This is a genomic window from Achromobacter sp. ES-001 (genome assembly GCF_019448355.1).
Taxonomy (GTDB): Bacteria; Pseudomonadota; Gammaproteobacteria; order Burkholderiales; family Burkholderiaceae_B; genus Achromobacter; species Achromobacter spanius_B.
This window is the reverse complement of the sequence record NZ_CP079940.1, coordinates 1,891,379-1,914,720: the sequence shown is the minus strand read 5'-3', so window position 1 is coordinate 1,914,720 and position 23,342 is coordinate 1,891,379. Positions and strand designations below refer to the sequence as shown.

At 65.4% G+C, this 23,342-nt stretch carries 23 protein-coding genes; 5 read left to right on the top strand and 18 right to left on the bottom strand.

Going from position 1 to position 23,342, the window contains the following annotated elements:
- The first annotated feature begins 10 nt into the window (after positions 1–10).
- A complete protein-coding gene (locus tag KYT87_RS08595; RefSeq protein ID WP_223264789.1) occupies positions 11–739 on the top strand; it encodes a PhoP regulatory network YrbL family protein in 729 nt (242 codons plus the stop codon).
- Here the strand turns inward: KYT87_RS08595 and KYT87_RS08590 are convergent.
- From KYT87_RS08590 to KYT87_RS08550, 9 genes are all read right to left on the bottom strand, one after another.
- Entirely contained in the window at positions 736–1,500 is a 765-nt protein-coding gene (locus KYT87_RS08590; RefSeq protein WP_219992005.1) for a DNA-3-methyladenine glycosylase, read from the bottom strand. The genes KYT87_RS08595 and KYT87_RS08590 overlap by 4 nt on opposite strands.
- A 16-nt stretch (positions 1,501–1,516) precedes the next feature.
- Positions 1,517–1,873 (bottom strand): Spx/MgsR family RNA polymerase-binding regulatory protein, encoded by a 357-nt coding sequence (locus KYT87_RS08585; RefSeq protein ID WP_046805471.1) that lies wholly within the window; start codon positions 1,871–1,873, stop codon positions 1,517–1,519.
- Positions 1,870–2,679, bottom strand: coding sequence for an ABC transporter permease subunit (locus KYT87_RS08580; RefSeq protein WP_046805472.1), 810 nt, complete (start codon positions 2,677–2,679; stop codon positions 1,870–1,872). The genes KYT87_RS08585 and KYT87_RS08580 overlap by 4 nt, the downstream gene beginning before the upstream one ends.
- Positions 2,676–3,596: an ABC transporter permease subunit gene (locus KYT87_RS08575; RefSeq protein WP_054428121.1), complete on the bottom strand. Its 921-nt coding sequence runs from the start codon at positions 3,594–3,596 to the stop codon at positions 2,676–2,678. Before KYT87_RS08575 ends, KYT87_RS08580 begins: the two co-directional genes overlap by 4 nt.
- On the bottom strand, positions 3,593–4,720 hold the full coding sequence (locus KYT87_RS08570) for an ABC transporter ATP-binding protein (protein WP_219992004.1): 1,128 nt from the start codon (positions 4,718–4,720) through the stop codon (positions 3,593–3,595). Before KYT87_RS08570 ends, KYT87_RS08575 begins: the two co-directional genes overlap by 4 nt.
- 3 nt (positions 4,721–4,723) lie before the next feature.
- Positions 4,724–5,827 (bottom strand): polyamine ABC transporter substrate-binding protein, encoded by a 1,104-nt coding sequence (locus tag KYT87_RS08565; protein ID WP_104143288.1) that lies wholly within the window; start codon positions 5,825–5,827, stop codon positions 4,724–4,726.
- 139 nt (positions 5,828–5,966) lie between these two features.
- The gene (locus KYT87_RS08560) at positions 5,967–6,698 is read right to left on the bottom strand and encodes a 3-deoxy-D-manno-octulosonic acid kinase (RefSeq protein ID WP_219992003.1); all 732 of its coding nucleotides are present in this window, start codon (positions 6,696–6,698) and stop codon (positions 5,967–5,969) included.
- Positions 6,688–7,110 (bottom strand): group II truncated hemoglobin, encoded by a 423-nt coding sequence (locus KYT87_RS08555; RefSeq protein WP_219992002.1) that lies wholly within the window; start codon positions 7,108–7,110, stop codon positions 6,688–6,690. The genes KYT87_RS08560 and KYT87_RS08555 overlap by 11 nt, the downstream gene beginning before the upstream one ends.
- The gene (locus KYT87_RS08550) at positions 7,110–9,641 is read right to left on the bottom strand and encodes an ABC transporter permease (RefSeq protein ID WP_219992001.1); all 2,532 of its coding nucleotides are present in this window, start codon (positions 9,639–9,641) and stop codon (positions 7,110–7,112) included. The genes KYT87_RS08555 and KYT87_RS08550 overlap by 1 nt, the downstream gene beginning before the upstream one ends.
- 101 nt (positions 9,642–9,742) lie before the next feature.
- Between KYT87_RS08550 and KYT87_RS08545 the strand changes: the two genes are divergently transcribed.
- The 3 genes from KYT87_RS08545 to KYT87_RS08535 all read left to right on the top strand — a co-directional run bounded on the left by KYT87_RS08545 (position 9,743) and on the right by KYT87_RS08535 (position 12,634).
- The gene (locus tag KYT87_RS08545) at positions 9,743–10,717 is read left to right on the top strand and encodes a TRAP transporter substrate-binding protein (RefSeq protein ID WP_046805478.1); all 975 of its coding nucleotides are present in this window, start codon (positions 9,743–9,745) and stop codon (positions 10,715–10,717) included.
- 103 nt (positions 10,718–10,820) lie between these two features.
- Positions 10,821–11,321, top strand: a complete 501-nt coding sequence (locus KYT87_RS08540) for a TRAP transporter small permease (RefSeq protein WP_046805550.1) — start codon at positions 10,821–10,823, stop codon at positions 11,319–11,321.
- Between the two features lie 35 nt (positions 11,322–11,356).
- Positions 11,357–12,634, top strand: a complete 1,278-nt coding sequence (locus KYT87_RS08535) for a TRAP transporter large permease (RefSeq protein WP_046805479.1) — start codon at positions 11,357–11,359, stop codon at positions 12,632–12,634.
- Positions 12,635–12,705: 71 nt separating this feature from the next.
- Here KYT87_RS08535 and KYT87_RS08530 read toward each other — a convergent pair whose 3' ends face one another.
- The 8 genes from KYT87_RS08530 to KYT87_RS08495 form a co-directional block, all read right to left on the bottom strand.
- Positions 12,706–13,704 (bottom strand): ABC transporter ATP-binding protein, encoded by a 999-nt coding sequence (locus KYT87_RS08530; protein ID WP_219992000.1) that lies wholly within the window; start codon positions 13,702–13,704, stop codon positions 12,706–12,708.
- The gene (locus KYT87_RS08525) at positions 13,694–14,713 is read right to left on the bottom strand and encodes an ABC transporter ATP-binding protein (protein WP_219991999.1); all 1,020 of its coding nucleotides are present in this window, start codon (positions 14,711–14,713) and stop codon (positions 13,694–13,696) included. The genes KYT87_RS08530 and KYT87_RS08525 overlap by 11 nt, the downstream gene beginning before the upstream one ends.
- Positions 14,710–16,215: an amidohydrolase family protein gene (locus KYT87_RS08520; RefSeq protein WP_255594157.1), complete on the bottom strand. Its 1,506-nt coding sequence runs from the start codon at positions 16,213–16,215 to the stop codon at positions 14,710–14,712. Before KYT87_RS08520 ends, KYT87_RS08525 begins: the two co-directional genes overlap by 4 nt.
- Complete coding sequence (locus KYT87_RS08515; protein ID WP_219991998.1) at positions 16,215–17,408, bottom strand: amidohydrolase family protein; 1,194 nt, start codon at positions 17,406–17,408, stop codon at positions 16,215–16,217. Before KYT87_RS08515 ends, KYT87_RS08520 begins: the two co-directional genes overlap by 1 nt.
- A gap of 27 nt (positions 17,409–17,435) precedes the next feature.
- Positions 17,436–18,389, bottom strand: coding sequence for an ABC transporter permease (locus tag KYT87_RS08510; RefSeq protein ID WP_052946039.1), 954 nt, complete (start codon positions 18,387–18,389; stop codon positions 17,436–17,438).
- Positions 18,379–19,371 (bottom strand): ABC transporter permease, encoded by a 993-nt coding sequence (locus tag KYT87_RS08505; protein ID WP_046805483.1) that lies wholly within the window; start codon positions 19,369–19,371, stop codon positions 18,379–18,381. The genes KYT87_RS08510 and KYT87_RS08505 overlap by 11 nt, the downstream gene beginning before the upstream one ends.
- A gap of 83 nt (positions 19,372–19,454) precedes the next feature.
- Positions 19,455–21,032, bottom strand: a complete 1,578-nt coding sequence (locus KYT87_RS08500; protein ID WP_120154550.1) for an ABC transporter substrate-binding protein — start codon at positions 21,030–21,032, stop codon at positions 19,455–19,457.
- A 95-nt stretch (positions 21,033–21,127) separates the two neighbouring features.
- On the bottom strand, positions 21,128–21,856 hold the full coding sequence (locus tag KYT87_RS08495) for an aspartate/glutamate racemase family protein (protein ID WP_255594011.1): 729 nt from the start codon (positions 21,854–21,856) through the stop codon (positions 21,128–21,130).
- A gap of 265 nt (positions 21,857–22,121) precedes the next feature.
- On the opposite strand from KYT87_RS08495, the gene KYT87_RS08490 reads away from it, so the two are divergent.
- Positions 22,122–22,841: a GntR family transcriptional regulator gene (locus KYT87_RS08490; protein WP_219991996.1), complete on the top strand. Its 720-nt coding sequence runs from the start codon at positions 22,122–22,124 to the stop codon at positions 22,839–22,841.
- Between the two features lie 120 nt (positions 22,842–22,961).
- Here KYT87_RS08490 and KYT87_RS08485 read toward each other — a convergent pair whose 3' ends face one another.
- A complete protein-coding gene (locus tag KYT87_RS08485) occupies positions 22,962–23,252 on the bottom strand; it encodes a DUF3579 domain-containing protein (protein WP_013392635.1) in 291 nt (96 codons plus the stop codon).
- Positions 23,253–23,342: the final 90 nt, after the last annotated feature.

The window sequence follows — 23,342 nt, the reverse complement described above, 5'->3', positions numbered from 1 at the left end:
TCGACCCAATTTGAATTCCGCCAACCCCTTCTCCGCTCAGTCCGGTTCAAGCTTCCAATCCGTATTCGGCCCCCTGGACCTGGATACGCAAAAGCCGCTGGTCACCGGCGGTGATCGCCACATTTTCCAGCACCCGAACTTTCCCGCCTTGCTGGTCAAGGTCATGGACATGCAGGCCCGAGCGGTCTACCTGGAAACGCGGCCGTTCAAGCGTTGGTACAAGCAGTACCAGCGGGAAAGCGCCTACCGCGTCTACCTGAACGAGATTGCCGAATACGTCACCACCACGACGCGCCCATCGGGCGTCTGGCAGGTGCCGATGGCGCGCATTCTGGGCGTGGCGCAGACCTCGCTGGGCCTGGGGCTGGTCGTCGAGAAAATCACGGACGCCGACGGCAACATGGCCCCCACCGTGGCGGACCTGGCCAGGCAAGGCCGCGTGGACGCCAAGTTCTTCGAACAGCTGGACGAATTCTTCGACGACCTGGCCGACGCGCACGTCGTGCTGCACGACATATCGGCCAGCAATATCGCCTGTGGCCTGAACGCCGATGGCAAACCGGGCATGTATCTGGTGGACGGCTTCGGCGTGTTGCCGCTGGTGCCGGTCTACGCGTGGAGCAAAAGCCTTAACCGCAAGCGCATCGCCCGCAAGTACGGAAGAATGCGCAAGTCGTTGCAGGCGCGCATCGAGGCGGCAAACAAAGCCCGGGCCGCCTCCGGCACCCCGAGCGCCTAGCGCACTTCGGGCATTCCGGGCATTCCGGGCGCTTCGGGCAGCACGACGCCCTGGCGATCCACCCACACATAGTCATGGCCGGCGCGCTGGCCCCGCCGCAAGGGGTTGCGCGTGCAGAACGCGGCGTACGCCGGGTCCACAAAACGGTAATGCAGATGTTCGTCGCGCCCCGGCGGAATGCCCAGGCGCGTGGTGCAGATCAGCGCGTCGGGCGAATCGCCCACGTCTTGCACATACAACGCATCGGGATCAAATCGGCGCGCATCCCATTGCGGCACCTTCAGCCCCAACGACCGGCACAACAGCGTCTGCCCGGCGCACAGCCGCGATGGCGGGCGAGGCTGGCCTTGCGCATCGGGGTTCAACGCCTGCATCCGGGCCAGCGCGTCCGGGCCGGATAGGGCGTCCGTCCAGGGATACCCGGACTTGATCAACACGGCGTTGCCCGGCCCCCCGGCGCTGAAATTGAGCGAATCGCCCCCCCGCGCGTAATACATATAGATGACGCCGCCGTCCATGAAGAGCGCGCGGCGTTTGTGGGTGTAGCCCAGGGACGCGTGGCTGCCCTTTTCTTCAAGGTAATAAGCCTCGGTTTCAATGATGCGCACCGACAGCCACAGCCCGTCAACCCGATGGCGGATGACCTTGCCCAACAGCTCGCGCGCCAGCGTGCAGGCATCGCGGTCAAAAAACGCATCGGGCAGCGCCTGGCCGGCGCCGCGCGATACCGAGCTGGGGGAAGCCGACTTTGCAGCCGTCATCGCAACCCGCCTGGCGTCAGGCGAAGCGCTCGCCGTAACGCTTTTCGCTGAAGCCCACGGTGACTTCGCCGTCGGGTGTCACGGTGACGGGGCGGCGCACCAGCGCCGGGTATTCGGCGATCAGGTCGCTCCACTGCTTGTCGGTATGGGCCGACTTGCGGTCTTCCGGCAAGTTGCGCCACGTCATCGACGAACGGTTGACCAGCTTTTCCCAGCCGCCGACCTGGTCGGACCACGATTTCAGCGTGGCCGCATCCACGGGGTTGTCCCGGTAGTCCACAAAGGCATGGTCAACGCCATGTTCGGACAGCCAGTCGCGCGCCTTGACGCAGGTGCTGCACTTGGTCAGGCCATACAGGGTGGTTTGCTTCATTTGGATTCAGACTCCTTGCGCCATTGCAGGCGGTTGGCCAGGATCACGCACGTGCCCACGGCCAGGATGAACAAGGTGGCCAGCGCGTTGATCTCGGGCTTGAGCCCCAGCCGCACCCGCGAAAATACTTCCATCGGCAGCGTGCTGGAGCTGGGGCCGGACAGGAACGAGGCCAGCACCACGTCGTCCAGCGACAGCGTGAAAGACAGCAGCCAGGCCGACGCCAACGCCGGTGCAATCAGGGGCAGCGTGATCTTGAAAAACACGGTGATGGGGGTGGCGCCAAGATCCAGCGCGGCCTCTTCCAACGAACGGTCCAGGTCACGAATACGGGTCTGGATAACCACGGCCACGAACGCCATGCACAGCGTCACATGTCCGACCCAGATGGTGAACACGCCGTTTTCCGACGGCCATCCCAGGCTGCCGCGCAGCTCCACGAACATCAGCAGCAGCGAAATGCCCAGCACGACTTCGGGTATGACAAGCGGCGCGCTCAACATGCCCACGTACAGCGCAAAGCCGCGAAACCGCCCCATGCGGCCCAGCACGTAGCCGGCCCACGTGCCGATGATGACGGCGGCGGTGGCCGTCATCGCGGCGATGCGAAACGACAGCCACGCCGCGCGCAGCAGCGCATCGTCATTGGCCAGCGCGTGATACCAGCGGAAAGAAAAGCCCGCCCACGACGTGACGGTGGGCGACTCGTTGAACGAGAACACCATCAGGCTGATGATGGGCACGTACAGGAAGAAATATCCCAGCCCCAGCACCACGGCGCGCAACGTTTTGTTGGGCCCCTTCATTTGCGGCCTCCGTTGGCCAGTTCCTGCTGCTTGACCTGGTTGTACTGGAAGACGACCAGCGGCACGAGCAAGAGCAACACCATCACGCAGGTCACCGCGGACGCCATCGGCCAATCGGCGTTGTTGAAGAATTCGTTCCACATGACGCGGCCCATCATCAGCGTATTGGCGCCACCCAGCATTTCAGGAATGACGTATTCGCCCACCGCCGGAATGAACACCAGCATGGCCCCGGCGATCACACCCTGGCGCGACAGCGGCACGGTGATTTGCCAGAACGCCTGCCACGGCTTGGCGCCCAGGTCGTAAGCGGCTTCGAGCAGGCGCAGGTCCATCTTCACCAGCGTGGCGTACAGCGGCAGGATGAAGAACGGCAGATACGCATAGACCATGCCGATATACACCGCCACATCGGTTCGATAGATTTCCAGCGGGCTGGAAATGATGCCCAGGCTTTGCAGCAGGTTGTTCAACAGCCCGTCGTTGCGCAGGATGCCGACCCAGGCGTAAACGCGCAGCAGCAGCGACGTCCAGAACGGCAGGATCACGCCCAGCAGCAGCAGGTTGCGCACGCGCGGCGAAGAGCGCGCGATGTAATAGGCGATGGGGTAGCCGATCAGCACGCAGATCAGCGTGGTGATGCCGGCGATCTTCACCGAGCTGAGGTAGGTCTTGAAATACAGGCTGTCGGTGAACAACAGGATGTAGCCGCGCAGGTGCAGGCTGAACTGCACGGCTTCATCCTGGAATTCAGCCAGCGACGTATACGGCGGAATACCGAATTTGACTTCGGCAAAGCTGATCTTCAATACCAGCAGGAAGGGCAGCAGCAGGAACAGCACCAGCCAGGCAAACGGCGGCACCACCGCCAGCGCCCGGCCCGACGGCAACCAGTCGCGGGGCGAAAAACGAATCATGACGCCAGCACCGTCGCGCTGTCGGCGCCCCAGCTGACGAAGATTTCTTCGTCGATGCCCGGGGCGTCCATCTGTGCCAGCAGCAGGCTGGGCACGCTGGCCTCAACCGTCTTGCCGGAATCCAGCCGGATCTGATACAGCGCGTAGCTGCCCATCCAGGCCATGTGGCTGACCATGCCGTGGGCCCAGTTGTATTCGCCGTCGGGTTGGTCGCGCGAGACCAGCAGGCGCTCGGGCCGGATGGACACGTGCACATCCATGCCCAGCGGTTCGCTGACGCCGTGGTTCACGAAGAGTGGCCGCGTCAGCTCGGCGCATTCGATGGCGACGTGGTCCGGTTCGTCCACCACGATGGTGCCGGTGAACATATTGGTCGACCCGATGAAGCTGGCCACGAAACGCGAATTCGGAAAGGCGTAGACATCCTGCGGCGTGCCGCACTGGACGATCTGGCCTTCGGTCATGACGGCCAGGCGGTGCGCCATGGTCATGGCTTCTTCCTGGTCGTGCGTGACCATGATGCAGGTCACGCCCACCTGCTCAAGGATCTTTACCAGTTCAATCTGCGTCTTCTGACGAATCTGCTTGTCCAGCGCGGACATCGGTTCGTCCAGCAACAACAGCTTAGGGCGCTTGACCAGACTGCGCGCCAGCGCCACGCGCTGCTGCTGGCCGCCGGACAGCTGGTGCGGCTTGCGGCGCGAATAGCCGGCCATCTGGACCAGGTCCAGCGCTTCGAAGACGCGGTCGTGGATTTCGGCGCGGTCCACGCCTTCCTGCTTCAGTCCGAACGCCACGTTGGCCTCGACCGTCATGTGCGGGAACAACGCGTACGACTGGAACATCATGTTCACGGGCCGGCGGTAAGGCGGCACGCTGGTGATGTCCTCGCCGTCCAGCAGGATCTGACCCGAGGTGGCGTCCTCGAAACCGGCCAGCATGCGCAGCAAGGTCGACTTGCCGCTGCCGGAGCTTCCCAGCAGCGCGAAGATCTCGTTGCGCTTGACGGACAGGTTGACGGAACGCACGGCGACCACATCGCCAAAAATCTTGACCACATCGGACACCCGGACGAATTCGTCCGGGTCCACCGTATGCGGCGCCGAGTAACGGCTATCGCTCATGACTTATCTTCCAGACTTCAGCTCGGACCACATCCGGTTTTGCAGGCGTTGAATGTTCAAGGGCAGCGCCTTGATCACATACAAGGTCTTGGAGACCTCGGCCGGCGGATAGATCATGGGGTTGTCGGCCACGTCTTTCACCACGTACTGCCGCGCCTCTTTATTGGCGTTGGGGTAGAACATGGTGTTGGTGATGGCGGCGTGCACCTTCGGCGTTTCGATGTAGTTGATGAACGCCAGGGCTTCTTCGGGATGCGGCGCATCCTTGGGGATGACCATCAGGTCGAACCACGCGGGCGCGCCGCCCTTGGGGATGAAGTAGTTCACTTCATACGACTTCTTGGCTTCTTGCGCGCGCTTGCGGGAAATCATCACGTCGCCCGAAAACCCGTAGACCATGCACAGGTCGCCCACGGCAAGTTCGTCGATATAGCCCGACGAACTGAACTGGCGGATGTACGGGCGGATCTGCTTGAGCACGTCCAGCGCGGCCTTGTAGTCGTCCGCGTTGGTGCTGTTGGGGTCTTTGCCCAGGTACTTGAGCACGGCGGGGAACACCTGCGCTGCTTCGTCCAGCATCGAGATGCCGCACTCTTTCAGCTTGGCGGCGTTCTCGGGCTTGAAGATCATGTCCCAGTTGGCCAGGTCGACGTTGTCGCCCATGATCTGCTTGACCTTGGTGACGTTGTAGCCCAGGCCATTGGTGCCGTAGCCCCACGGAATGGCGTACTGGTTGCCGGGATCGACGGAGGCGACCAGCGCCATCACTTCGGGGTCCAGGTATTTCCAGTTGGGGATCTTGGACTTGTCCAGCTTCTGGAACAGCCCGGCCTCGATCTGGCGCGAGGCGTAATGGGTGGACGGTACAACGACGTCGTAACCGGACTTGCCGGCAAGCAGCTTGGCTTGCAGCGTGTCGTTGCTGTCGTAGACGTCATAGCGGACCTTGATGCCGGTTTCTTTTTCGAAACCCGGAATCGTGTCCGGCGCCGTGTACTCGGCCCAGTTGTAGACGTTGACGACCTTGTTCTGCGCGACCGCCGACGATGCCGATGCCGCGACCAACACCGCCCCAAGCGCCCAGCGCATTCCCGCCCTTAGTTCCATTACATGCCCCTTGCCGTATGCCGTGTATGTCAGGACTACCAAAAGGCGAAATGATAAAGCTTTTTAGCGATGACCTGCCCAACTTTACCGGCGAGTTCGCGCAATTAGCGGCCGACCGAGGGCGGGGCCAAGCCCCGGGTCAGGGCTGCACGCCCACGCCCCAGGCGGTCCAGTAGCTGTCGCGCAATTTCATCCAGTAGCGGTCGCCCTCTTCGCCGGCCACCTTGACCAGTGATCGGCGCAGGCGATTGAGGTTGCCCTGGCGCTGGCGCTCGGACAGGGCGCCCTGCGTGCCACGGTCGAAGTCGATCAGCCAGACCTGGTTGTCGGCGCCGATCAGGATGTTGAACGCATTGAGGTCCGCGTGCCAGACGCCCGCGCGATGCATGCGCACGATGGCCTGCCCGACGGCGCCCCACAGCGGCTCGGCCAGCGCATGGGCCAGGGGCCGCACGCCGGGGATGCGTTCCACGATGATGGCCGCGCGGTAGATGGGGCCCTGGCGCCAGTAGGCGGCGGCAAGCGGCGCGGGCACGGCCAGGCCCTGCGCGCGCATCGCGGCCAGCAGGCGGAATTCGCGGAAGCTGCGGGTGCGGTCTTCGCCGTTCCAGAGGTAGGCGTCGCGGCTGATGCGGGCGATCATGCCGCCGCGTCGGTAGCGCCGCAACACGCCCTGCCAGCCCTGCCCTTGCACGAACCAGGCCGCCTGGCGGCCGCCCGCGTCCACGGGCCGAGCGCGGTCGCCATAGTGGCCGGGGTTGAAGATGTCGGGGCCGGTGTTGCCCAGGCGCGCGTCGCTCAGCATGGCGCCGGCCAGCGGCGCTGGCCAGGCCTGGCGCACCGCGCCCGAGCGTGCGTCCTCAGCCTTCACGATTGCGCATCCAGTCAGCCACGCCGTAGAACGATTCCAGCAGCCGCTCCACCAGCGCCGGGTCGATGCCCTGGTCTTCCATGGCGCGCCCGATGCACGTCACCCACTGGTCGCGTTCGACCTGGCCGATGGAAAACGGCAGGTGGCGCGCGCGCAGGCGCGGGTGGCCGAAGCGTTCGATGTAATGGTCGGGGCCACCGAAATAGCCGCAGAGGAACCAGAACAGCTTGTTGCGGGCCTCGTCCAGGCTGGGGCCGTGCGCGGCGCGTAGTTCTTTCAGGTCGGGCTCCATGTCCATCAGGTCATAGAAGCGGTAGACCAGCGCGCGCACACCGGGTTCGCCACCCAGAAGGTCAAAGATACTGCGGGAATTTTCCACGGGTTCGCTAATGGTATGGACTCGGGTTGTCATCAGGTTTCTCGAAGGGTGACCAGCGGCGGTGTGCGCAACACGCCGCGCAGGGCCAGGGCGCCGCCGGCCCAGGCGCCCAGCATGCCTGCCCCGATGCCGGCCAGCCACGGCCACAGGCTCAGGGTAATGGTGAAGTCAAACACCTGGGTCGACAGCGCCCAGGCAATGGCGGTGGCGCCAGCGGCCGCCAACAGCCCCGCCAAACCGCCCACGGCCCACAGCTCGATACGCTGCGACCGGGCCAGTTGCGAGCGCGTGGCGCCCAGCGCGCGCAGCACCGCCGCTTCCCGCATGCGCTCGTCGCGCGTGGCCGTCAGCGCGGCCGACAGCACCAGCACGCCCGCGGCCAGCGTGAACAGGAACAGCAGTTGCACGGCCTTGCCCACTTCGTTCAGCACGGATTGCAGCTGTTGCAGGATAGCGCCCACGTCGAACACGGTCAGGTTGGGAAACTGGCGCACCAGCGCGGGCAGCACGGCCGCTTTGTCGGGCGGCAGGTAAAAAGAGGTGATCCAGCTTTGGGGCATGTCGGCCAGCGCCGAGGGGGTCAGGATGGCGAAAAAGTTGACGCGCATCGTATCCCAATCCACGCGCCGGGTGCTGGTGACGGCGGCTTGGACCTGCTGGCCGGCCACGTCAAAGGTCATCTTGTCGCCCAGTTTCAGGCCCAGCGACTTGGCCAGGCCGGATTCCAGCGAGACCTCGGAAGCGCCGGGCTTCAGCCAGCGGCCTTGCTCGATCTTGTTGGACGACGGCATCTGGTCGCCGTACGACAGGTTGAATTCGCGGTCCACCAGGCGCTTGGCGCGCGGTTCTTCGTAGTCGTCCGGGCCGACCGGCTTGCCGTTGATGGCGATCAGCCGCCCGCGCACCATCGGTGACAGCGTGATGCCGCCCAGCCCTTCGCGGGTCAACGCGTCGGTGACGGGCTGGCGCTGGTCGGGCTGCACGTTGATCAGGAAACGATTGGGCGCATCCGCCGGCATCGTGCGCTGCCAGCCCTGGATCAGGTCGGTGCGCGTCATGGTCAAGAGCAGCAGCGCCATCAGGCCCACCGCCAGCGCGCACACCTGCGTGATCGTCGCGGCGCGACGGCGCACCACGCCCGCCAGCGCAAAGCGCAGCGCGGGCAGGCCCGAGGCCAATCCGCGCACACGCGCCAGGCCCAGGATGCACAGCCAGGCCACCAGCGCGAACACGGCAAAGGCGCCCAGGAAGCCCCCGGCCACCACGGCGCCCAGCTTTGCATCGCCCGCGAACCACCAGATCAGCAAGGCGAAGCCGACCGCGCCCACCGCGTAGCCGACCGCGCTGCGGGCGCTGAGCGTGTCCGCGTCGCGGCGCAGCACCCGGGCGGGCGGCACATGGCGCAGCTGCGCCAGCGCGGGCAAGGCGAAGCCCAGCAACAGCAACAGGCCGGTCAGCACCCCTTGCAATGCGGGTATCGCGGACGGCGCGGGCAGGCGCGTGTCGATCAATGAGCCCAGCAGCATCACCAGCACCTGATGCACGGCAAAGCCCAGCAGGCAACCCGCCGCCGACGCAAACAGGCCCACCAGCGCAAATTCCAGCGTCAGCATGCGCGAGACCTGCGATTGCACCGCCCCCAGGCAGCGCATGACGGCGATGCCGTCGCGGTGCCGCGTCATGTAGCGGCCGGCCGCCAGCGCGACCGCCACGGCCGAAATCAGCACCGCCAGCAGGGCGACCAGCGACAGAAAGCGCTGCGCGCGGTCCAGCGTGCGGCGCACTTCAGGCCGGCCCGATTCCAGCGTGGCCACTTTCTGGCCGCGCTTGATGTTCTGGTTCAGCCAGGTGGCATAACCGGCCACGGCGTCCGGCTGGCCGGCCACCAGCATGGTGTAGCCGATGCGGCTGCCGGGCGCGATCAGGCCCGTGGCGGGCAGGTCGCTGGCGCGCAGCAGCACGCGCGGGGCCACGTTGACGAACTGCATGCCACGATCCGGCTCGTACGTGATGACGCGGTCCACGCGCAGATGGGCGTCGCCCACGTTCAGCGTGTCGCCCACTTTCAGGTTCAACAGGGCCAGCAACTGGGCATCGACCCACACCGCGCCCTGGGGCGGGATGTCGCGGGTGGGCGCGTCCGGCGCGAACGGGGCGTTGGCCACGCGCAACGCGCCGCGCAGCGGGTAGCCAGGTTCCACGGCCTTGAGCGCGGCCAGCTGGGCGCCGTCGCCCGCCCCCACCATGGACGGAAACTGCCAGGTGCTGGACAGCGTCAGGCCTCGTTCGCGCGCCTGGTCCAGAAACGCGGCAGGCACGGGCTCGTCGGCGTCCAGCACCAGGTCGGCGCCCAGCATCTGGCCCGCATCGCGTTCCAGCGCCCGCCCGACGCGGTCGGCCAGAAAGCCCACGCTGGTCACGGCGGCCACGGCCACCACCAAGGCCAGCACCAACAAGCGCAGTTCGCCCGCCCGGGCGTCGCGCATCATCATCCTGGCGCCCAGGCGCAGGGTGGACCAGAAACCGGGGCGCTTGGCCTGTGACATATCAGGGAAATCCATCATTCATCAATGTTAAAAACCGCTTATTGGCCGTCCGAATCCCGATATCATCCCGGGGCGGGCGGCAACGCCGCCCATAAAGATACCTAATACCGGAGAAGACAATGCGTAAATCCTGGCTTGCGGCCACGATTCTGGCCGCCTGCGCGGCCGCCACCTCCCTGCCCTCGGCAGCCCAGACCACCCTGAAGATGGCCTACGCCCTGTCGACCTCGTCGCACTACGGCGCGGGCGCCGACGCCATGGCCAAGTCCATCGAGGCCTCGTCGAACGGCAAATACAAAGTACAGCAATTCGCCAACAGCGCGCTGGGCGGCGAACGCGAAGTGATCGAAGGCTTGCAGATCGGCACGATCGACCTGGCCATCGTTTCGACAGGGGCCACCCTGAACTTTGTTCCCGAGACGGGGGTTTTCGATATCCCCTTCCTGCTGCGCGACCTGCAACACGCGCGCGCCGTGCTGGACAGCAAGATCGGCCAGGACATGCTGGCCAAGTTTCCCAGCCGCGGCATCATTGCCCTGGCCTGGGGCGAGCAGGGCTTTCGTCATCTGACCAACAACGTGCGCCCGGTCAAGACCCCGGCCGACGCCAAGGGCCTGAAGATCCGCACCACGGAAAACCCGATCCACATCACGGCTTTCCGCCAGATCGGCATCCTGCCCACGCCCATGGCCTGGCCCGAAGTGGCCACCGCCTTGCAGCAAGGCACCATCGACGGCCAGGAAAACCCGTTGTCGGTCATCACGTCGGCCAAGCTGTCGCAAATGCAGAAGTACCTGTCGCTGACCGGCCACGTGTACGGCCCGGCGCTGGTGCTGATGTCGGCCAACGTCTATGACGGCCTGTCGGCCGCCGACAAGGCCAACTTCGACAAGGCCGGCAAGGAATCCGCCATGGCCATGCGCGCCTACGTGGACAACATCGAGAAAACCGGCGTTGAACAGCTGAAGAAAGAAGGCATGCAAGTGTCCGAAGTGGACCGCGCCGCCTTTGCCGCCGCCGTCGAGCCCGCCTACCCCGAGTACTACAAGAAGTTCGACAAGAAGCTGATCGACGCGATCCGCGACACCAAGTAAGCGGCGCGCGCCCCGTGCGGGCGCGGCGCCATCAGGCGGCGGGATGCTGATCCCGCCGCCTGCCGTTTTCCACCCTGTGCGTATCACGCCATCGGGATTCATCATGCGTTTGCTCTGCGCTTTCGACCGCGGCCTGTTCAAGCTGGTCTCGGTTCTTGCCCAACTTCTGCTGGTAGCCGCCGCGGCTGCCGCCTTCTACCAGGTCATTGCCCGCTTCGTCCTGCATTCGCCCGCCGACTGGAGCGAGGTGCTGACCCGCGCCCTGCTGATCTGGACCGTGCTGTTGGGCGTGGCGCTGGCCTTTCGCCATGGCGCGATGATCAGCGTTGAACTGCTGCGCAACCTGCTGGGCGGCGCCAAGCGCCGCGTGCTGGAAACCGTGATCGGCCTGATCTGCGCAAGCTTCCTGGGCTTTTTGGCCTGGATCGGCGGCAACATGACCTATCGCGTGCGCTTCCAGACGGTGCCCAGCCTGGACATCTCGATTTCCTGGATCTACCTGGCGATCCCCGTGGGCGCCACGCTGGCCGCCATCGCCGTGCTGGCCCGCTGGTGCGCCGGCGAAGAAGACGACGTGCCCGTGCGCAACGACGCACAAGGCTAAGCCGCCCCCATCGAACCTACGCAGCAGATATCGCCATGTCCCAATTAATGATTGTCTCGATGCTGATCTTCTTCGGGCTGTCCGTACCGGTCGCCGTGTCGATCGGCCTGGCCAGCCTGGCGGGCGTCGGCAGCTCCGGCCTGCCCTGGGTGGTGGTTGCCCAGCAGCTGTACGCCGCGCTGGACAAGTACCCGCTGGTCGCCATTCCCTTCTTCATCCTGGCCGGCAACCTGATGGAAGCCGGCGGCATTTCCGAGCGCATGGTGGAATTTGCCAAGAGCGTGGTGGGCGGCATCCAGGGCGGCCTGGCCTGCACCTGCGTGCTGACCTGCATGATCTTCGCGGCGGTGGCCGGCTCCAGCGTGGCGACCACGTTCGCCGTGGGCGCCATCCTGATCCCCGCCATGGTCCGGCACGGCTACCCGGCGCCGTTTGCCGCGTCGCTACAAGCCAGCGCGGCCGAATTAGGCGTGATCATTCCGCCGTCGATCCCGATGATTCTGTACGCCGTGTCCACCGACACATCCACCGGCGAACTGTTCATTGCCGGCGTGATGCCCGGCATCCTGATCGGCCTGGCGCTGATGTTCTACGTGTGGTTCTACGCCAAGCGCAACAACCTGGGCAAGCGCGACGGCGAAGGCCGCCTGCCGCTGTGGCCCGCGTTCAAGAGCGCCTGGCTGGCGCTGATGATGCCCGTCATCATCCTGGGCGGCATCTACGGCGGCGTGTTCACGCCGACCGAAGCGTCGGTGGTGGCCGTGATGTATGCGGTGGTGGTCGGCAAGTTCATTTACCGCCGCCTGAGCTTCAAGCAGCTGTCCGTTACGCTGCACAAGTCGGTGGTGTCCACGGCCGTGATCATGTTCGTGATCGCCAACGCGGGCGTGTTCAGCTTCCTGCTCAATCGCGCCGGCATTCCGGATGCACTGGGCACGTGGCTGTCGCAGATCTTCGAAACCAAGTTCTCGTTCCTGATGGGCGTGAATGCCGCGCTGTTCCTGATCGGGATGTTCATCGAAACGTCGGCGTCCATCGTCGTGCTGGCCCCGTTGCTGCTGCCCGTGGCGCTGAAGTTTGGCGTGGAACCGGTGCACTTCGGCATCATCATGGTGGTCAACCTGGCGCTGGGCATGATCACCCCGCCCTTCGGCGTGAACCTGTTCGCCGCCTGCGCGGTGGCCAAGCTGCCGCTGGAGCGGATAGTCAAACCGCTGATTCCGTTCGTGGGCGTGGTGATCGTCTGCTTGCTGGTGATTACGTATTGGCCGGGCCTGTCGCTGAGTCTGCGCGACCTGGTCTACGCGAAGTAAAAAAAGGCGGGGTTACCGCCATCACCGCCCATCACCGCCCATCACCGCAGCGTGCGTGATGGGCGGGTCCTTCAGGCCGCCACCGCGCGTTCCCAGCGCACCGCGTGGCAGCGCAATTGCCGGCCACCGGTTTGCCGGCCACCGGTTTGCGTGACCTGCGGCGCTTCGCTGCGGCATTCATCGCGCGCCTCCGGGCATCGCGGATGAAACGTACAGCCCGACGGCGGCCGGATCGGGTTGGGCACCTCGCCACCCATGGGCTCACGGTCGCGGCGGGGGGCGTCCAGGTCGGGAATCGTGTCCAGCAGCATCCGCGTGTAGGGATGCCGCGGCGATTCGAACAATTGATCGGCCGGCGCCTGCTCAACGATTCTGCCCAGGTACATCACCGCCACGCTGTCGGACACGTGCCGCACCACCGACAGGTTGTGGCTGATGAACACATACGTCAGGCCGAATTCCTTTTGCAGGTCACCCATCAGGTTCAGGATTTGCGCCTGCACCGACACGTCCAGCGCCGAGGTCGGCTCATCGCACACCAGGAATTCCGCCTGGGTCGCCAGCGCCCGTGCAATCGAAATGCGCTGGCGCTGCCCGCCCGAGAACTCGTGCGGAAAGCGGCTGGCGTCACTGGCGGACAGGCCCACCAGCTCCAGCAGTTCGTCCACGCGGCGCCGCGTGTCGGCGGGCGTGCGGCGCAGGCCCAGGGTGATGATGGGTTCAGCCACGATGTTGCCGACGCGCCAGCGCGGGTTCAGGCTGGCGTAGGGATCCTGAAAAATCATTTGTGGATACAGCACGCCGCCCGCCCGGTTGCGCCCGTATTGCAGCGTGCCGCGCGTGGGCGCGACCAAGCCGACCAGCAGCTTGGCCAACGTAGACTTGCCGCAGCCCGATTCCCCAACGATGCTCAGGGTCGTGCCGCGCGGCACCGCCAGCGACACGCCATCCACCGCCTTCAACGTCTGCATGGGCTGGCGCGACAGCGTGCGTTCCAGCCAGGGTGGCGACACGTCGAACCAGCAGGCCAGGTCGTCGGCCCGCAACAGCACATCATCGTTACGCGGCATGGGCCACTCCTTCCTGGTGCAGCCAGCAGGCGCTGACGGTAGCGCCCGAAGGCGAAGCGGCCAGGGGCGGCCGGGTGTGGGCACAGCGCGGCCCGGCAGACGCGCAACGCGGGTGAAACGCACAGCCATCGGGCATGGCGTGCAGGCGCGGCATGGCGCCGTCGATCTGGTTCAAGCGGGCGGCTCGATGGCGCAGGCCCGGAATGGCGTTCATCAAGCCTTGCGTATAGGGGTGCCCGGGCCGACGCAGCACGTCCAGCACCGGCCCGATCTCGACGATGCGGCCGGCATACATCACCGCCACGCGGTCGGCGGTTTCCGCGATCACGCCCATGTCGTGCGTAACCAGCAGCACAGCCGTGCCGTGCTCGCGGCACAGCCGGCGCAGCAGCGCCGTGATCTGCGCCTGCACCGACACGTCAAGCGCGGTGGTGGGTTCGTCCGCGATGATGAGCTTGGGCCGCGCGGCCAGGGCCAGCGCGATCACCACGCGCTGGCGCATGCCGCCCGAGAACTGGTGAGAATAGTGGTCGATGCGCTTGTCGGCCGCCGGAATGCCCACCGCCAGCAGCAGCTCCAGCGCGCGGGCGCGGGCGGCCGGGGCGGACACCTTGTCGTGATGGCGGATGGTTTCGATCAGTTGGTCACCCACCGTGAACAGTGGGTGCAGGCTGGTCAGCGGGTCTTGAAAAATCGCGCCGATTTCTTTGCCACGCAAACGTTGCCGCGCCTTGGCCGGCAGGTTGTCGATGCGCTTGCCCGCCAGCAGGATTTCTCCGGCGCCCAGGCGGCCGGGCGGCTCCAGCAGGCCGATCACCGCCATGCCGGTCAAGGACTTGCCCGCGCCGGACTCGCCCACCATGCCGAGGATTTCGCCGGGCTGAATGTCAAAGCTGATGTCGCGCGTGGCCACCAGCGTGCCGTGGCGCGTGGGAAATTCCACCGACAGGCCGCGCACCGACAAGGTCGGCACGCCGGCCGGCGCGGCGTTAAGGTCGATTGCCATCATGACGGGCTCCTGCTCCTTGTGGGACGCGGATAGCTGGAAGAAAAAATCTGCTGCACCGGGGGATGGCCCCAGGTGCGGTCGGGGTAGCGCGCAACCAGGCCGTCGAATTGCCGCTGCGCCTGGTCTTGCGCCAGGCGCGCGTCAAAGCCGGGAATGCGCCCGTCCACCATGACGAAACGCCCGTCGATGATCACTTGCGACACATCGCGGCCGCTGCCGCTGATCATCAGCGTCTGGATCGGGTCGATCATCTGGCCGTTGCGGTCATGCGAAAAATCGAAGACGACGATGTCCGCCTTGGCACCCACGGCCAGGCGGCCCAGGTCCGGCCGACCCAAGGCATCCGCGCCGCCGACGGTGGCCGCGTCGTAGTAGTCTTCGGCGCGCACGGCTTCGGTGGACCCTTCGGCCACGCGGCACAGCATCATGCCCACCTGCATGTTCTGCACCATGTCCGGCGGCCACGTGTCGGTGCCCATGCCGATGTTGACGCCCAGCTTGCGATAACGCGCAAACGAGTCCAGCGTGGCGCCGTGTCGCGCCGACACCAGCGGACAGTGCACGATGCTGGCGCCCGCATCGCGGATGATGTCCAGGTCATTCCCGGGGCGAGCGATGTGACGCGAACCCGAGACATAGGTGCCATGCGGCAGCAAGGCGCGCGGCGACAGGAAGCCCAGGCTTTGCAACCATTCCGGCGGACTCATGCCGTGCTGTTCCAGCACCAGGTCGTATTCCAGGCGCGACTGGCAGCAATGCAGCCGGATGGGAATATCGCGTTCTTGCGCGGCTTGCGCCGATGCGCGCAGCAGGTCCGGCGTGCAGGTTTCGATACGGTCCGGCGCCAGCATGGCGCACACCCGGCCGTTGTGACGTCCGTCGATCTCATCGCAGAACGCAACGGCGTCGGCCAGCCCCGCCATGCCGCGCGCCTCGTCGTAATGGCAGCGGATATTGCCGTCGGCATCCACATAGGTGTGGCCGCTGCGGTAGGCCGGCCCCAGGTACACGCGCAGGCCGAGTTCGCCCGCCGCGTTGGCGGCCGACAGGAATTCGTCGCGGGTTTCGCCCCACACGCGGTAGAACAGCGACGCAATCGGCAAGGCGGTGGTGATGCCGTTGCGGATCAGCTGCGCAAACGCGTAGCGTTTCTGAAAGGCCAGTTCGGCGGGCGTGTACATCTCGTACGGCCCCTTTTCCATGTACGTCTCGGGCCAGATGCGGCCCTTGCGCCAGGCGGGTGAATTGTCGAAACCCAGGATGGTCGTGTCCAGGTCCGACAAGGCATCCAGGTCCACGAAGCCGGGGCCGATCACCGCGCGGCCGTAGTCATGGCGGCGCGCAACGCTGCCCGGATAGCGATGGCCCACGTACACGATGCGGTCGCCGTCGAACACGACTTCGCCGTTCTCGTAGAGGCAATGGCGGCCGTTTTCATGGCCGACCACCCAGCGCGCGGTCAAGAGGATGGGGCCATCCCTGTTGGGCATCATCGCGGACATCACGGCGCGCTCGCCAAGGCGCGTCCGTCGCGCGCCACCACGTGGCCGCGCTTGACGACCAGCTTGCGTACGGGCCGGGCCACGATGGCCTCGGCCACGGTCTCGGCATCGACCAGCACAAAGTCGGCATGGCAGCCCGGCGCCAGGCCATAGTCCTGCAACTGCATCACGCGCGCATTGCCATAGGTGGCTACGTCCAGCGCCATCGTCAGTTCGTCGTCGCGCCGGAAGTTGTTGCGCAGGCCCACCAGCATGGTGCGCTCCAGCATGTCGGGCTTGCCGTACGGGCCCCAGGTATCGCGCATGCCGTCGTTGCCGGTGCAGACGGTGACGCCGGCCTGGCGCAGCCGCGCCACATTGGGCACCGGCCGCGACGCGGACCCGGTGGTCATGATGTGGATGCCGGCGGCCAGCAGCCCGTCCGTCAGCGCTTGCACCGCCTGCGTGTCCGGCATTCCCAGGCAGAACGAATGCGACAAGGTGACCTTGCCCTGCATGCCCAGCGCCAACACGCGGTCGATCGTCATCTGCATCGAAAACGCCCCCAGCTCGCCGGCCTCGTGCAGATGGATGTCGATTGGCTTGCCATGCTTGTCGGCCAGCCCGAAGATGGCATCCAGATGCCCCTTGGGATCGCGGTCCATGCCCGCCGGGTCCAGCCCGCCCACCACCTCGGCGCCCATGCGCAGCGCCTCGTCCATCAGCGCCAGCGTGCCGGGACGGATCAGCAGTCCGCTTTGCGGAAAGGCCACCAGTTCCACGTCGATCTGGTCGCGGTACTGCTCGCGCGCGCGCATCACGCCTTCGATCGCGCCCAGGCCGATCTCGGTGTCCACGTCCACATGGCTGCGGATGTGGCTGGTGCCGTCGGCAATCGACATCACCAGCTGCCGCGCCGATTGCCGATACGGGTCGATGCCCAGGCGCTTCTTTTCAGCACGCTCGTTCTCGATCTTGTCGATCAGGCGCGGGCCGACCTCGTTGCGATACCAGGGCATGCCGTACATCGTCTTGTCCAGGTGCGCGTGGGCGTCGATCAGCCCCGGCAGCATCAGCGCACCGCCCCCGTCCACCACCGGCACGCCTGAGGGCGCCTCGCCCCCCAACGCGTGGATGCGGCCGTCCTTGACCAGCACCGTGGTGATCTCGCCACCCGCCGGGCGGACGTGGGTGTACAGCGTTGCGTTTTCCATGCTTGACCTCTATTGAAGATTGCGCCGTCAGCGCAGACGGGGATTGAGCGCGTCGCGCAGCCAATCGCCCAGCAGGTTCACCACCAGCACGATCAGGCTCAGATACAGCGCGGGGAACACCACCACCCACCACTGCCCCGAAAACAGGAACTGGTTGCCCAGCCGGATCAGCGTGCCCAGCGACGGTTCGGTAGGCGGCATGCCCACGCCCAGGAAGCTGAGCGTGGCCTCGATCAGCACGGCCAGCCCCAGGTTCAGCGTGGCCGTCACCATGACGGGGGTCAGCGTGTTGGGCAGGATGTGCGTCAGCATGATGCGCAGCGAACTGACCCGGATCAGCCGCGCCGCCTGCACATATTCCTTGCCACGCTCGACCAGCGCCGACGCCCGCACCGTGCGCGCGTACTGCACCCAGTTGGTCATGGAGATGGCCAGGATGAGGATCACGGCGGACAAGGTTTCGCGCAGGCCCGGCGGCAGCAGTTGCCGGAACACCGCGGTCACCAGAATGGCGACCAGAATGGTGGGGATACTGAGCAGCGTGTCGCCCACGCGCATCAAGGCGTTGTCGACCCAACCGCCGAAATAGCCCGCCGCCAGGCCCACCAGCAAGCCGATGGCCAGCGACAGCACCACCGTGGCCAGCCCGATCGCCAGCGACATGCGCGAGCCATACAGAATGGCCGACCACACATCGCGGCCCTGCGTGTCGGTGCCCAACAGGAACTGCGGGTCGGCGCCTTCCACCCAGAACGGCGGCAGCTCGGCGTTCAACAGATCCAGCTGCGCCAGGTCATAAGGATTTTGCGGCGCGATCCACGGCGCGAACACCGCCAGCAACACCACCACCAACAACACGATGCCCGCGCCCATTGCCACATAATCGTGCCGCAGGCTCCACCACAAATCGCTTTGCAAGAAGCGCGACAGCCGGCTGCGCGCGCCGCCCGAATACGGCGTAGAGAAAGGTTTAGTGGCCACTGGCGCCTCCTTTGACGTGCTGGCTGCGCAGGCGCGGATCGACCACGCCGTACATCATGTCCACCAACGTGTTCAGCGCCACGAAGATGAAGGACACGATCACCAGATAGGCGGCCATGACGGGAATGTCGACGAACATGACCGATTGGATGAACAGCAAGCCCATGCCCGGCCACTGGAACACGGTTTCGGTAATCAACGCGAAGGCGATCAGGTTGCCGATCTGCATGCCCGTCACGGTAATGACCGGCATCAGGCAATTGCGCAGCGCCAGCCGAAAATGCACGATGCGATCCGGCAGCCCGCGAGCGCGCGCGAACTTGATGAATTCCGTGCGCAGCGTCTCCAGCATTTCGGCCCGCACCAGCCGCATGATCAGCGTGATCTGGAACAGCGCCAGGGTGATCGACGGCAGCACCAGCGCGGCGCGGCCGGACGGCGTCAACAAGCCCGTTGACCACCCGCCGATCTTCACCGTGTCGCCCCGCCCGAAGCCCGGCAGCCAGCCCAGCTGTACCGAAAAAATCAGGATCAGCATGATGCCGACGACGAAGCTGGGCAACGAGATACCCAGGATGGACACGAACTGCAAGGCCTGCGCCATGCGTGACTTGCGATAGATGGCCGTCAGCACGCCCAGCGGCACGCCGATCGCAAGCGACAGCAGCGTGGCCATCATCACCAGTTCGAACGTGGCCGGGAAACGTTCGGCCACCAGCGCGAACACGTCTTGCTGGTTACGGTAAGAAATGCCGAATTCGCCCTGCGCGGCGTTGGTGACGAAGTGCACGAACTGCATGCCCACCGACGCGTTCAAGCCCAGGCGTTCGCGCAGCTCGTCGCGCTGGGTTTGCGAAGCCTGCTCATTAAGCATCATGTCGACGGGATCGCCGACAAAACGAAATATCACGAAGGCCAGCAACGCCACCGCCAGCATCACGCCGACTGCGTTAAAGACCCGTCTAACAATGAATGCCAGCATGTGCGGCCTCCTTCAGACCCGATGTCGGACTGTTGCAACCGCCGCCCCCGACCGGGGCGCGGCGGTCGCATGAACCGCGCGTGCTACTGCATGCGCACCGTCCACAGCCGCGCCTTGTTGTCCGGCATTTGCAGCACGTCGCCCACCTTGTCGCCCACGGCCCAGGCCATGGGCTGCTGGTGCAGCGGCAGGAAGCGCACATCGTCATGCAGCGTCTGCAACACTTCGGCCATCATCTTGATGCGCTTGTCGCGGTCCATCTCGGCGGCGGCCGCGTCGATCTTCGCGTCCAATGCCGGGTCGCCCCACTGCCCCCAGTTGAAGACGCCCGCCGGGCCGGTGCGGCTATGCATCACTTGCAGCAGGATCGACAGCGCATCGATCTGCGGCTCGTTGGCCCAGCCGTGGATGGTGATGTCGAACTCGCCACGCGAGCGCTTGGGGTTCTGCAACGACCGCGGCCCGCTGGCCAGCGACGCCTTGACGCCAATACGCGCCCACATCGACGCGGCGGCCTGACACAGTTCTTCTTCGTTCACGAACATGTCGTTCGAACACAGCAGCGACAAGGTGAAGCCGTCGGGGTAGCCGGCATCGGCCAACAACTTCTTGGCCTTGGCCGCATCGAACGGCAGGCGCTCTTCCTGCTTGATGTCGTAGCCGGGAATGGACGGGGCCACCAGCGCGCCGGTGGTGCGCGACAGGCCGCGCATGACGCGCTTTTGCAGCAGATCGGGCGACAGCGCCATGTACAGCGCCTGGCGCACGCGCAGGTCTTTCAGCGGGTTCTTGTCGGTGATGTTCGAGCCGACCAGCTTGTCGCCCAGGTTCATGCCGAAGTACAGCGTGCGCAATTCCGTCGCCGCCAGCACCTTCACGTTGGACGCGGCGCGCAGGCGGTCCAGGTCTTGCAGCGGCGCGTTTTCGGTGAAGTTGATGTCGCCGGAAAGCAGCGCGGCCACGCGCGTGGGCGCCGACGCAATGGGCGTGAATTCGATGCGGTCCAGATTGTGGCGGGGCTTGTCCCACCAGTCTTTGTTCACGACCAGCACGGTGCGGGTATCGGGCCGGTATGACTCCACCTTGAAGGGGCCGGTGCCGTTGGCGTTGTGCGTGGCATAGCCTTCGATCTTCTTGGCGGCGTCGGTCGGACGCGTGCTGTTGTTATCGACCAGCCATTGGCGGTTGAAGATGAAGATATTGGTCAGGTCGTTGAGCATCAACGGGTACGGATGCGTCATTTCGATGTCGACGGTCAGGTCGTCAACACGGCGCACGGCCTTGAACGCCGGCAGGTTGCCCTTTAGCGGCGAGGCCTCGTCCGACACGCGCGTCATCGACGCCACGACGTCGTCCGCCGAAAAGGGCGCGCCGTTGTGGAACTTGACACCCGGGCGCAGCTTGAAGCGCAGCACCGTGGGCGACACGGATTCCCAGGATTCGGCCAGCGCGGGCGTGATGTTGAACTTGTCGTCGTAGCGGATCAACGCTTCGTACACATGGTTCAGGAAAGCCAGGTTGAAGGTGCTGCCGTAGGAATACGGGTCCAGCGAATCCAGGTCGCGCGCGGCGCCCCACTTAAGCGTGTTGGCGGCCGAAGCCCCCGTGATGGCCGACAGCGCGATCACCGCGCCGGCGGTCCATTTAAGCAACGTCTTCATGGCTGCAACTCTCCCTTGTCTATCGGGTTGATACCCGGTTTGATGTCGCCGGGTCGGGCCCGGCGCGGTAGGCATGGCGATCGGACCCGGCGGGGTCAGTTCAACGCGCACAAGCGCTGCGCGCGGTCCAGTGAGGCCAGGGCCAGCATTTGGGCCAGCGCGGCGCGATAGGAATCGATGATCGGAACGAGGGGCCGGCGCGGCAGCACCGGCAGGTAACCGGCCAGGGCGGCGCCAGCCACGATGACCACGTCAGCGCCCTGCGCCACGGCGGCGTCCAGCGCCAGGCTGACTTGCGCGGCTGATTCGGCCGAGCGCGTCACGTAATCCAGCGCGTTGCCGGGCAAGGCGATGATGGCGGCGCAGCGGGCTTCCAGGCCTAGTTGGCGGATCTGTTCGCGCAACATGCCGGGCCAGCGCTGCCCAACGGTGACGATGGCGTAGCGGTCGCCGCGCTGCATGGCGGCCATGATCGACGCTTCGGCCATGCCCACCACGGGCACGTTCAGGCATTCGCGCACGGCGCCGATGCCGGGTTCGCCGAAACAGGCCAACAGGCAGGCATCGAACGGCGCTTCGGCCCGGGCCACTTCCTGCTCCACGGTTTCCAGCACGGCATGCGCGGCCACGGCGGCCTCGACGCGGCTGGCGATATAGGCGGGTCCGAATACGGCGGTGACGGCGTGTATGTGGCCCGCGCCATCGAAAAACGTGCGCGCCTGGGCGGCCAGGCTGCGGGTCAAGTCGGCCGTGGTGTTGCCGTTGACCACCAGCAGGCGGTATGGCGTGAAGGCGGGCCGGTCGACGGTGACGGCGTGGGGCATGGCGGGCATTGCTGGCATCAAACAACCTCGGCGGTTTGTATACAAACAATCTGAACGGACTCGTTCAGCGAATTCCATTTCGTATAAATGTTTGTATACGATTTATGCCGACAATGTACGCGCTTGAAGTCTGGCTTCAAGCTATCGCTAACCCTTAGCGGGCGTTGTAGTATGCTTGCCCACACCCGCAGTGCGCAGCGGCGGCCGGTGCCGCGGCCTATCCCATTACAATGAAAACGCGCACGTCCAGGAGCCAAAGAAGACGATGAAACCTCTCGCGCCGCCGGCCAACGAGCCCGCCAAGAAAGACGTAAACCGCAGCGAAATCGTATACATAAATTTACGCCGCGCCATTATCGAACAGGCCTTGCTGCCGGGCGACAAGCTGCCCGAAGACATCATTGGCGAGCGTTTCGGGGTCAGCCGCACGATTGTGCGCGGCGTGTTGACGCGGCTGTTCAGCGAAGGGCTGGTGGATTTGCGCCCCAATCGCGGCGCGGCGGTGGCGCGGCCCAGCCTGGAAGAAGCGCACGATATCTTCGAGGCCCGGCGCTGCCTGGAACGCGACGTCGCCCGCCGGCTGCTGCAACACATCACCGAAGCCGGGCTGACGCGACTGGCGCGTCACGTCGAAGAAGAGGAAGCGGCCCGCAAGCGCAACAGCACGAACGAATCCATCCGACTGTCGGGCGAATTCCACATCCTGATGGCCGAGCTATCCGGCAACGCGGTCTATGCCCGCTACGTGAACGAAATCGTGTCGCGCTGCTCGCTGATCCTGGCGCTTTACGGACGGCCGCATTCCAGCGAATGCGCGGTCAGCGAACACATGGACATAGTGGAAGGCCTGCGCGCGCGCGACGAAAAGCACGTGCTGCATCTGCTGGAACATCATCTGGAATCCGTGACGGCGCGCGCGCTGCTCAGCACCGACGGGTCGGGCGTGCGCGACATCCGCAAGATTCTTGACCGCTACGGCAGCTGAGCCGCGCGGCTGACCTCGCCGCGCGCAGGCGCGGCGTAGGCGCCGGCCCGCCCGTTCGGGCGTGCCGGTCCGGCACGAATGAGAAAAGCGCCCGGTCGGGGCGCTTTTTCGTTCGGGCACTTAGATTTCGCGTTCTTCCGTCTTGAGGTTGTTGTCGCGAGCGAAATCCACCACGAACTTGTACGCCAGCGGTTCCAGGTCGCGCAAACGCAGGTCGACCACGATTCCGCGCACGCCGTCGATCACGACAGGCAGCACATAGGGCGAATAAGTGAGGTGGTTACCAGCACAGCCGGCGGGCCGGAACTGTGCCATTACGCCAGCGAGCCGCTCCGCCCAATCGCTGGGGCGGAATCGGCTACCGCTTTCGGTAACGCCATGAATTACGAATTGTCTGACGCGAGTTGCCATGAGTTCTTCACTACAGCGCGCCTTTCACGAAAGCCGGATCTTCGGCGTGATCAAACATGCGCCCTGCGCCGCGAATTGTATATGATTGAT

Coding starts and splice junctions, on each gene's coding strand:
- KYT87_RS08590 (WP_219992005.1), bottom strand. CDS start 1,500: ATGACGGCTGCAAAGTCGGCTTCCCCCAGCTCGGTATCGCGCGGCGCC.
- KYT87_RS08585 (WP_046805471.1), bottom strand. CDS start 1,873: ATGAAGCAAACCACCCTGTATGGCCTGACCAAGTGCAGCACCTGCGTC.
- KYT87_RS08580 (WP_046805472.1), bottom strand. CDS start 2,679: ATGAAGGGGCCCAACAAAACGTTGCGCGCCGTGGTGCTGGGGCTGGGA.
- KYT87_RS08575 (WP_054428121.1), bottom strand. CDS start 3,596: ATGATTCGTTTTTCGCCCCGCGACTGGTTGCCGTCGGGCCGGGCGCTG.
- KYT87_RS08570 (WP_219992004.1), bottom strand. CDS start 4,720: ATGAGCGATAGCCGTTACTCGGCGCCGCATACGGTGGACCCGGACGAA.
- KYT87_RS08565 (WP_104143288.1), bottom strand. CDS start 5,827: ATGGAACTAAGGGCGGGAATGCGCTGGGCGCTTGGGGCGGTGTTGGTC.
- KYT87_RS08555 (WP_219992002.1), bottom strand. CDS start 7,110: ATGACAACCCGAGTCCATACCATTAGCGAACCCGTGGAAAATTCCCGC.
- KYT87_RS08550 (WP_219992001.1), bottom strand. CDS start 9,641: ATGATGGATTTCCCTGATATGTCACAGGCCAAGCGCCCCGGTTTCTGG.
- KYT87_RS08545 (WP_046805478.1), top strand. CDS start 9,743: ATGCGTAAATCCTGGCTTGCGGCCACGATTCTGGCCGCCTGCGCGGCC.
- KYT87_RS08540 (WP_046805550.1), top strand. CDS start 10,821: ATGCGTTTGCTCTGCGCTTTCGACCGCGGCCTGTTCAAGCTGGTCTCG.
- KYT87_RS08535 (WP_046805479.1), top strand. CDS start 11,357: ATGTCCCAATTAATGATTGTCTCGATGCTGATCTTCTTCGGGCTGTCC.
- KYT87_RS08530 (WP_219992000.1), bottom strand. CDS start 13,704: ATGCCGCGTAACGATGATGTGCTGTTGCGGGCCGACGACCTGGCCTGC.
- KYT87_RS08525 (WP_219991999.1), bottom strand. CDS start 14,713: ATGATGGCAATCGACCTTAACGCCGCGCCGGCCGGCGTGCCGACCTTG.
- KYT87_RS08520 (WP_255594157.1), bottom strand. CDS start 16,215: ATGTCCGCGATGATGCCCAACAGGGATGGCCCCATCCTCTTGACCGCG.
- KYT87_RS08515 (WP_219991998.1), bottom strand. CDS start 17,408: ATGGAAAACGCAACGCTGTACACCCACGTCCGCCCGGCGGGTGGCGAG.
- KYT87_RS08505 (WP_046805483.1), bottom strand. CDS start 19,371: ATGCTGGCATTCATTGTTAGACGGGTCTTTAACGCAGTCGGCGTGATG.
- KYT87_RS08500 (WP_120154550.1), bottom strand. CDS start 21,032: ATGAAGACGTTGCTTAAATGGACCGCCGGCGCGGTGATCGCGCTGTCG.
- KYT87_RS08495 (WP_255594011.1), bottom strand. CDS start 21,856: ATGCCCCACGCCGTCACCGTCGACCGGCCCGCCTTCACGCCATACCGC.
- KYT87_RS08490 (WP_219991996.1), top strand. CDS start 22,122: ATGAAACCTCTCGCGCCGCCGGCCAACGAGCCCGCCAAGAAAGACGTA.
- KYT87_RS08485 (WP_013392635.1), bottom strand. CDS start 23,252: ATGGCAACTCGCGTCAGACAATTCGTAATTCATGGCGTTACCGAAAGC.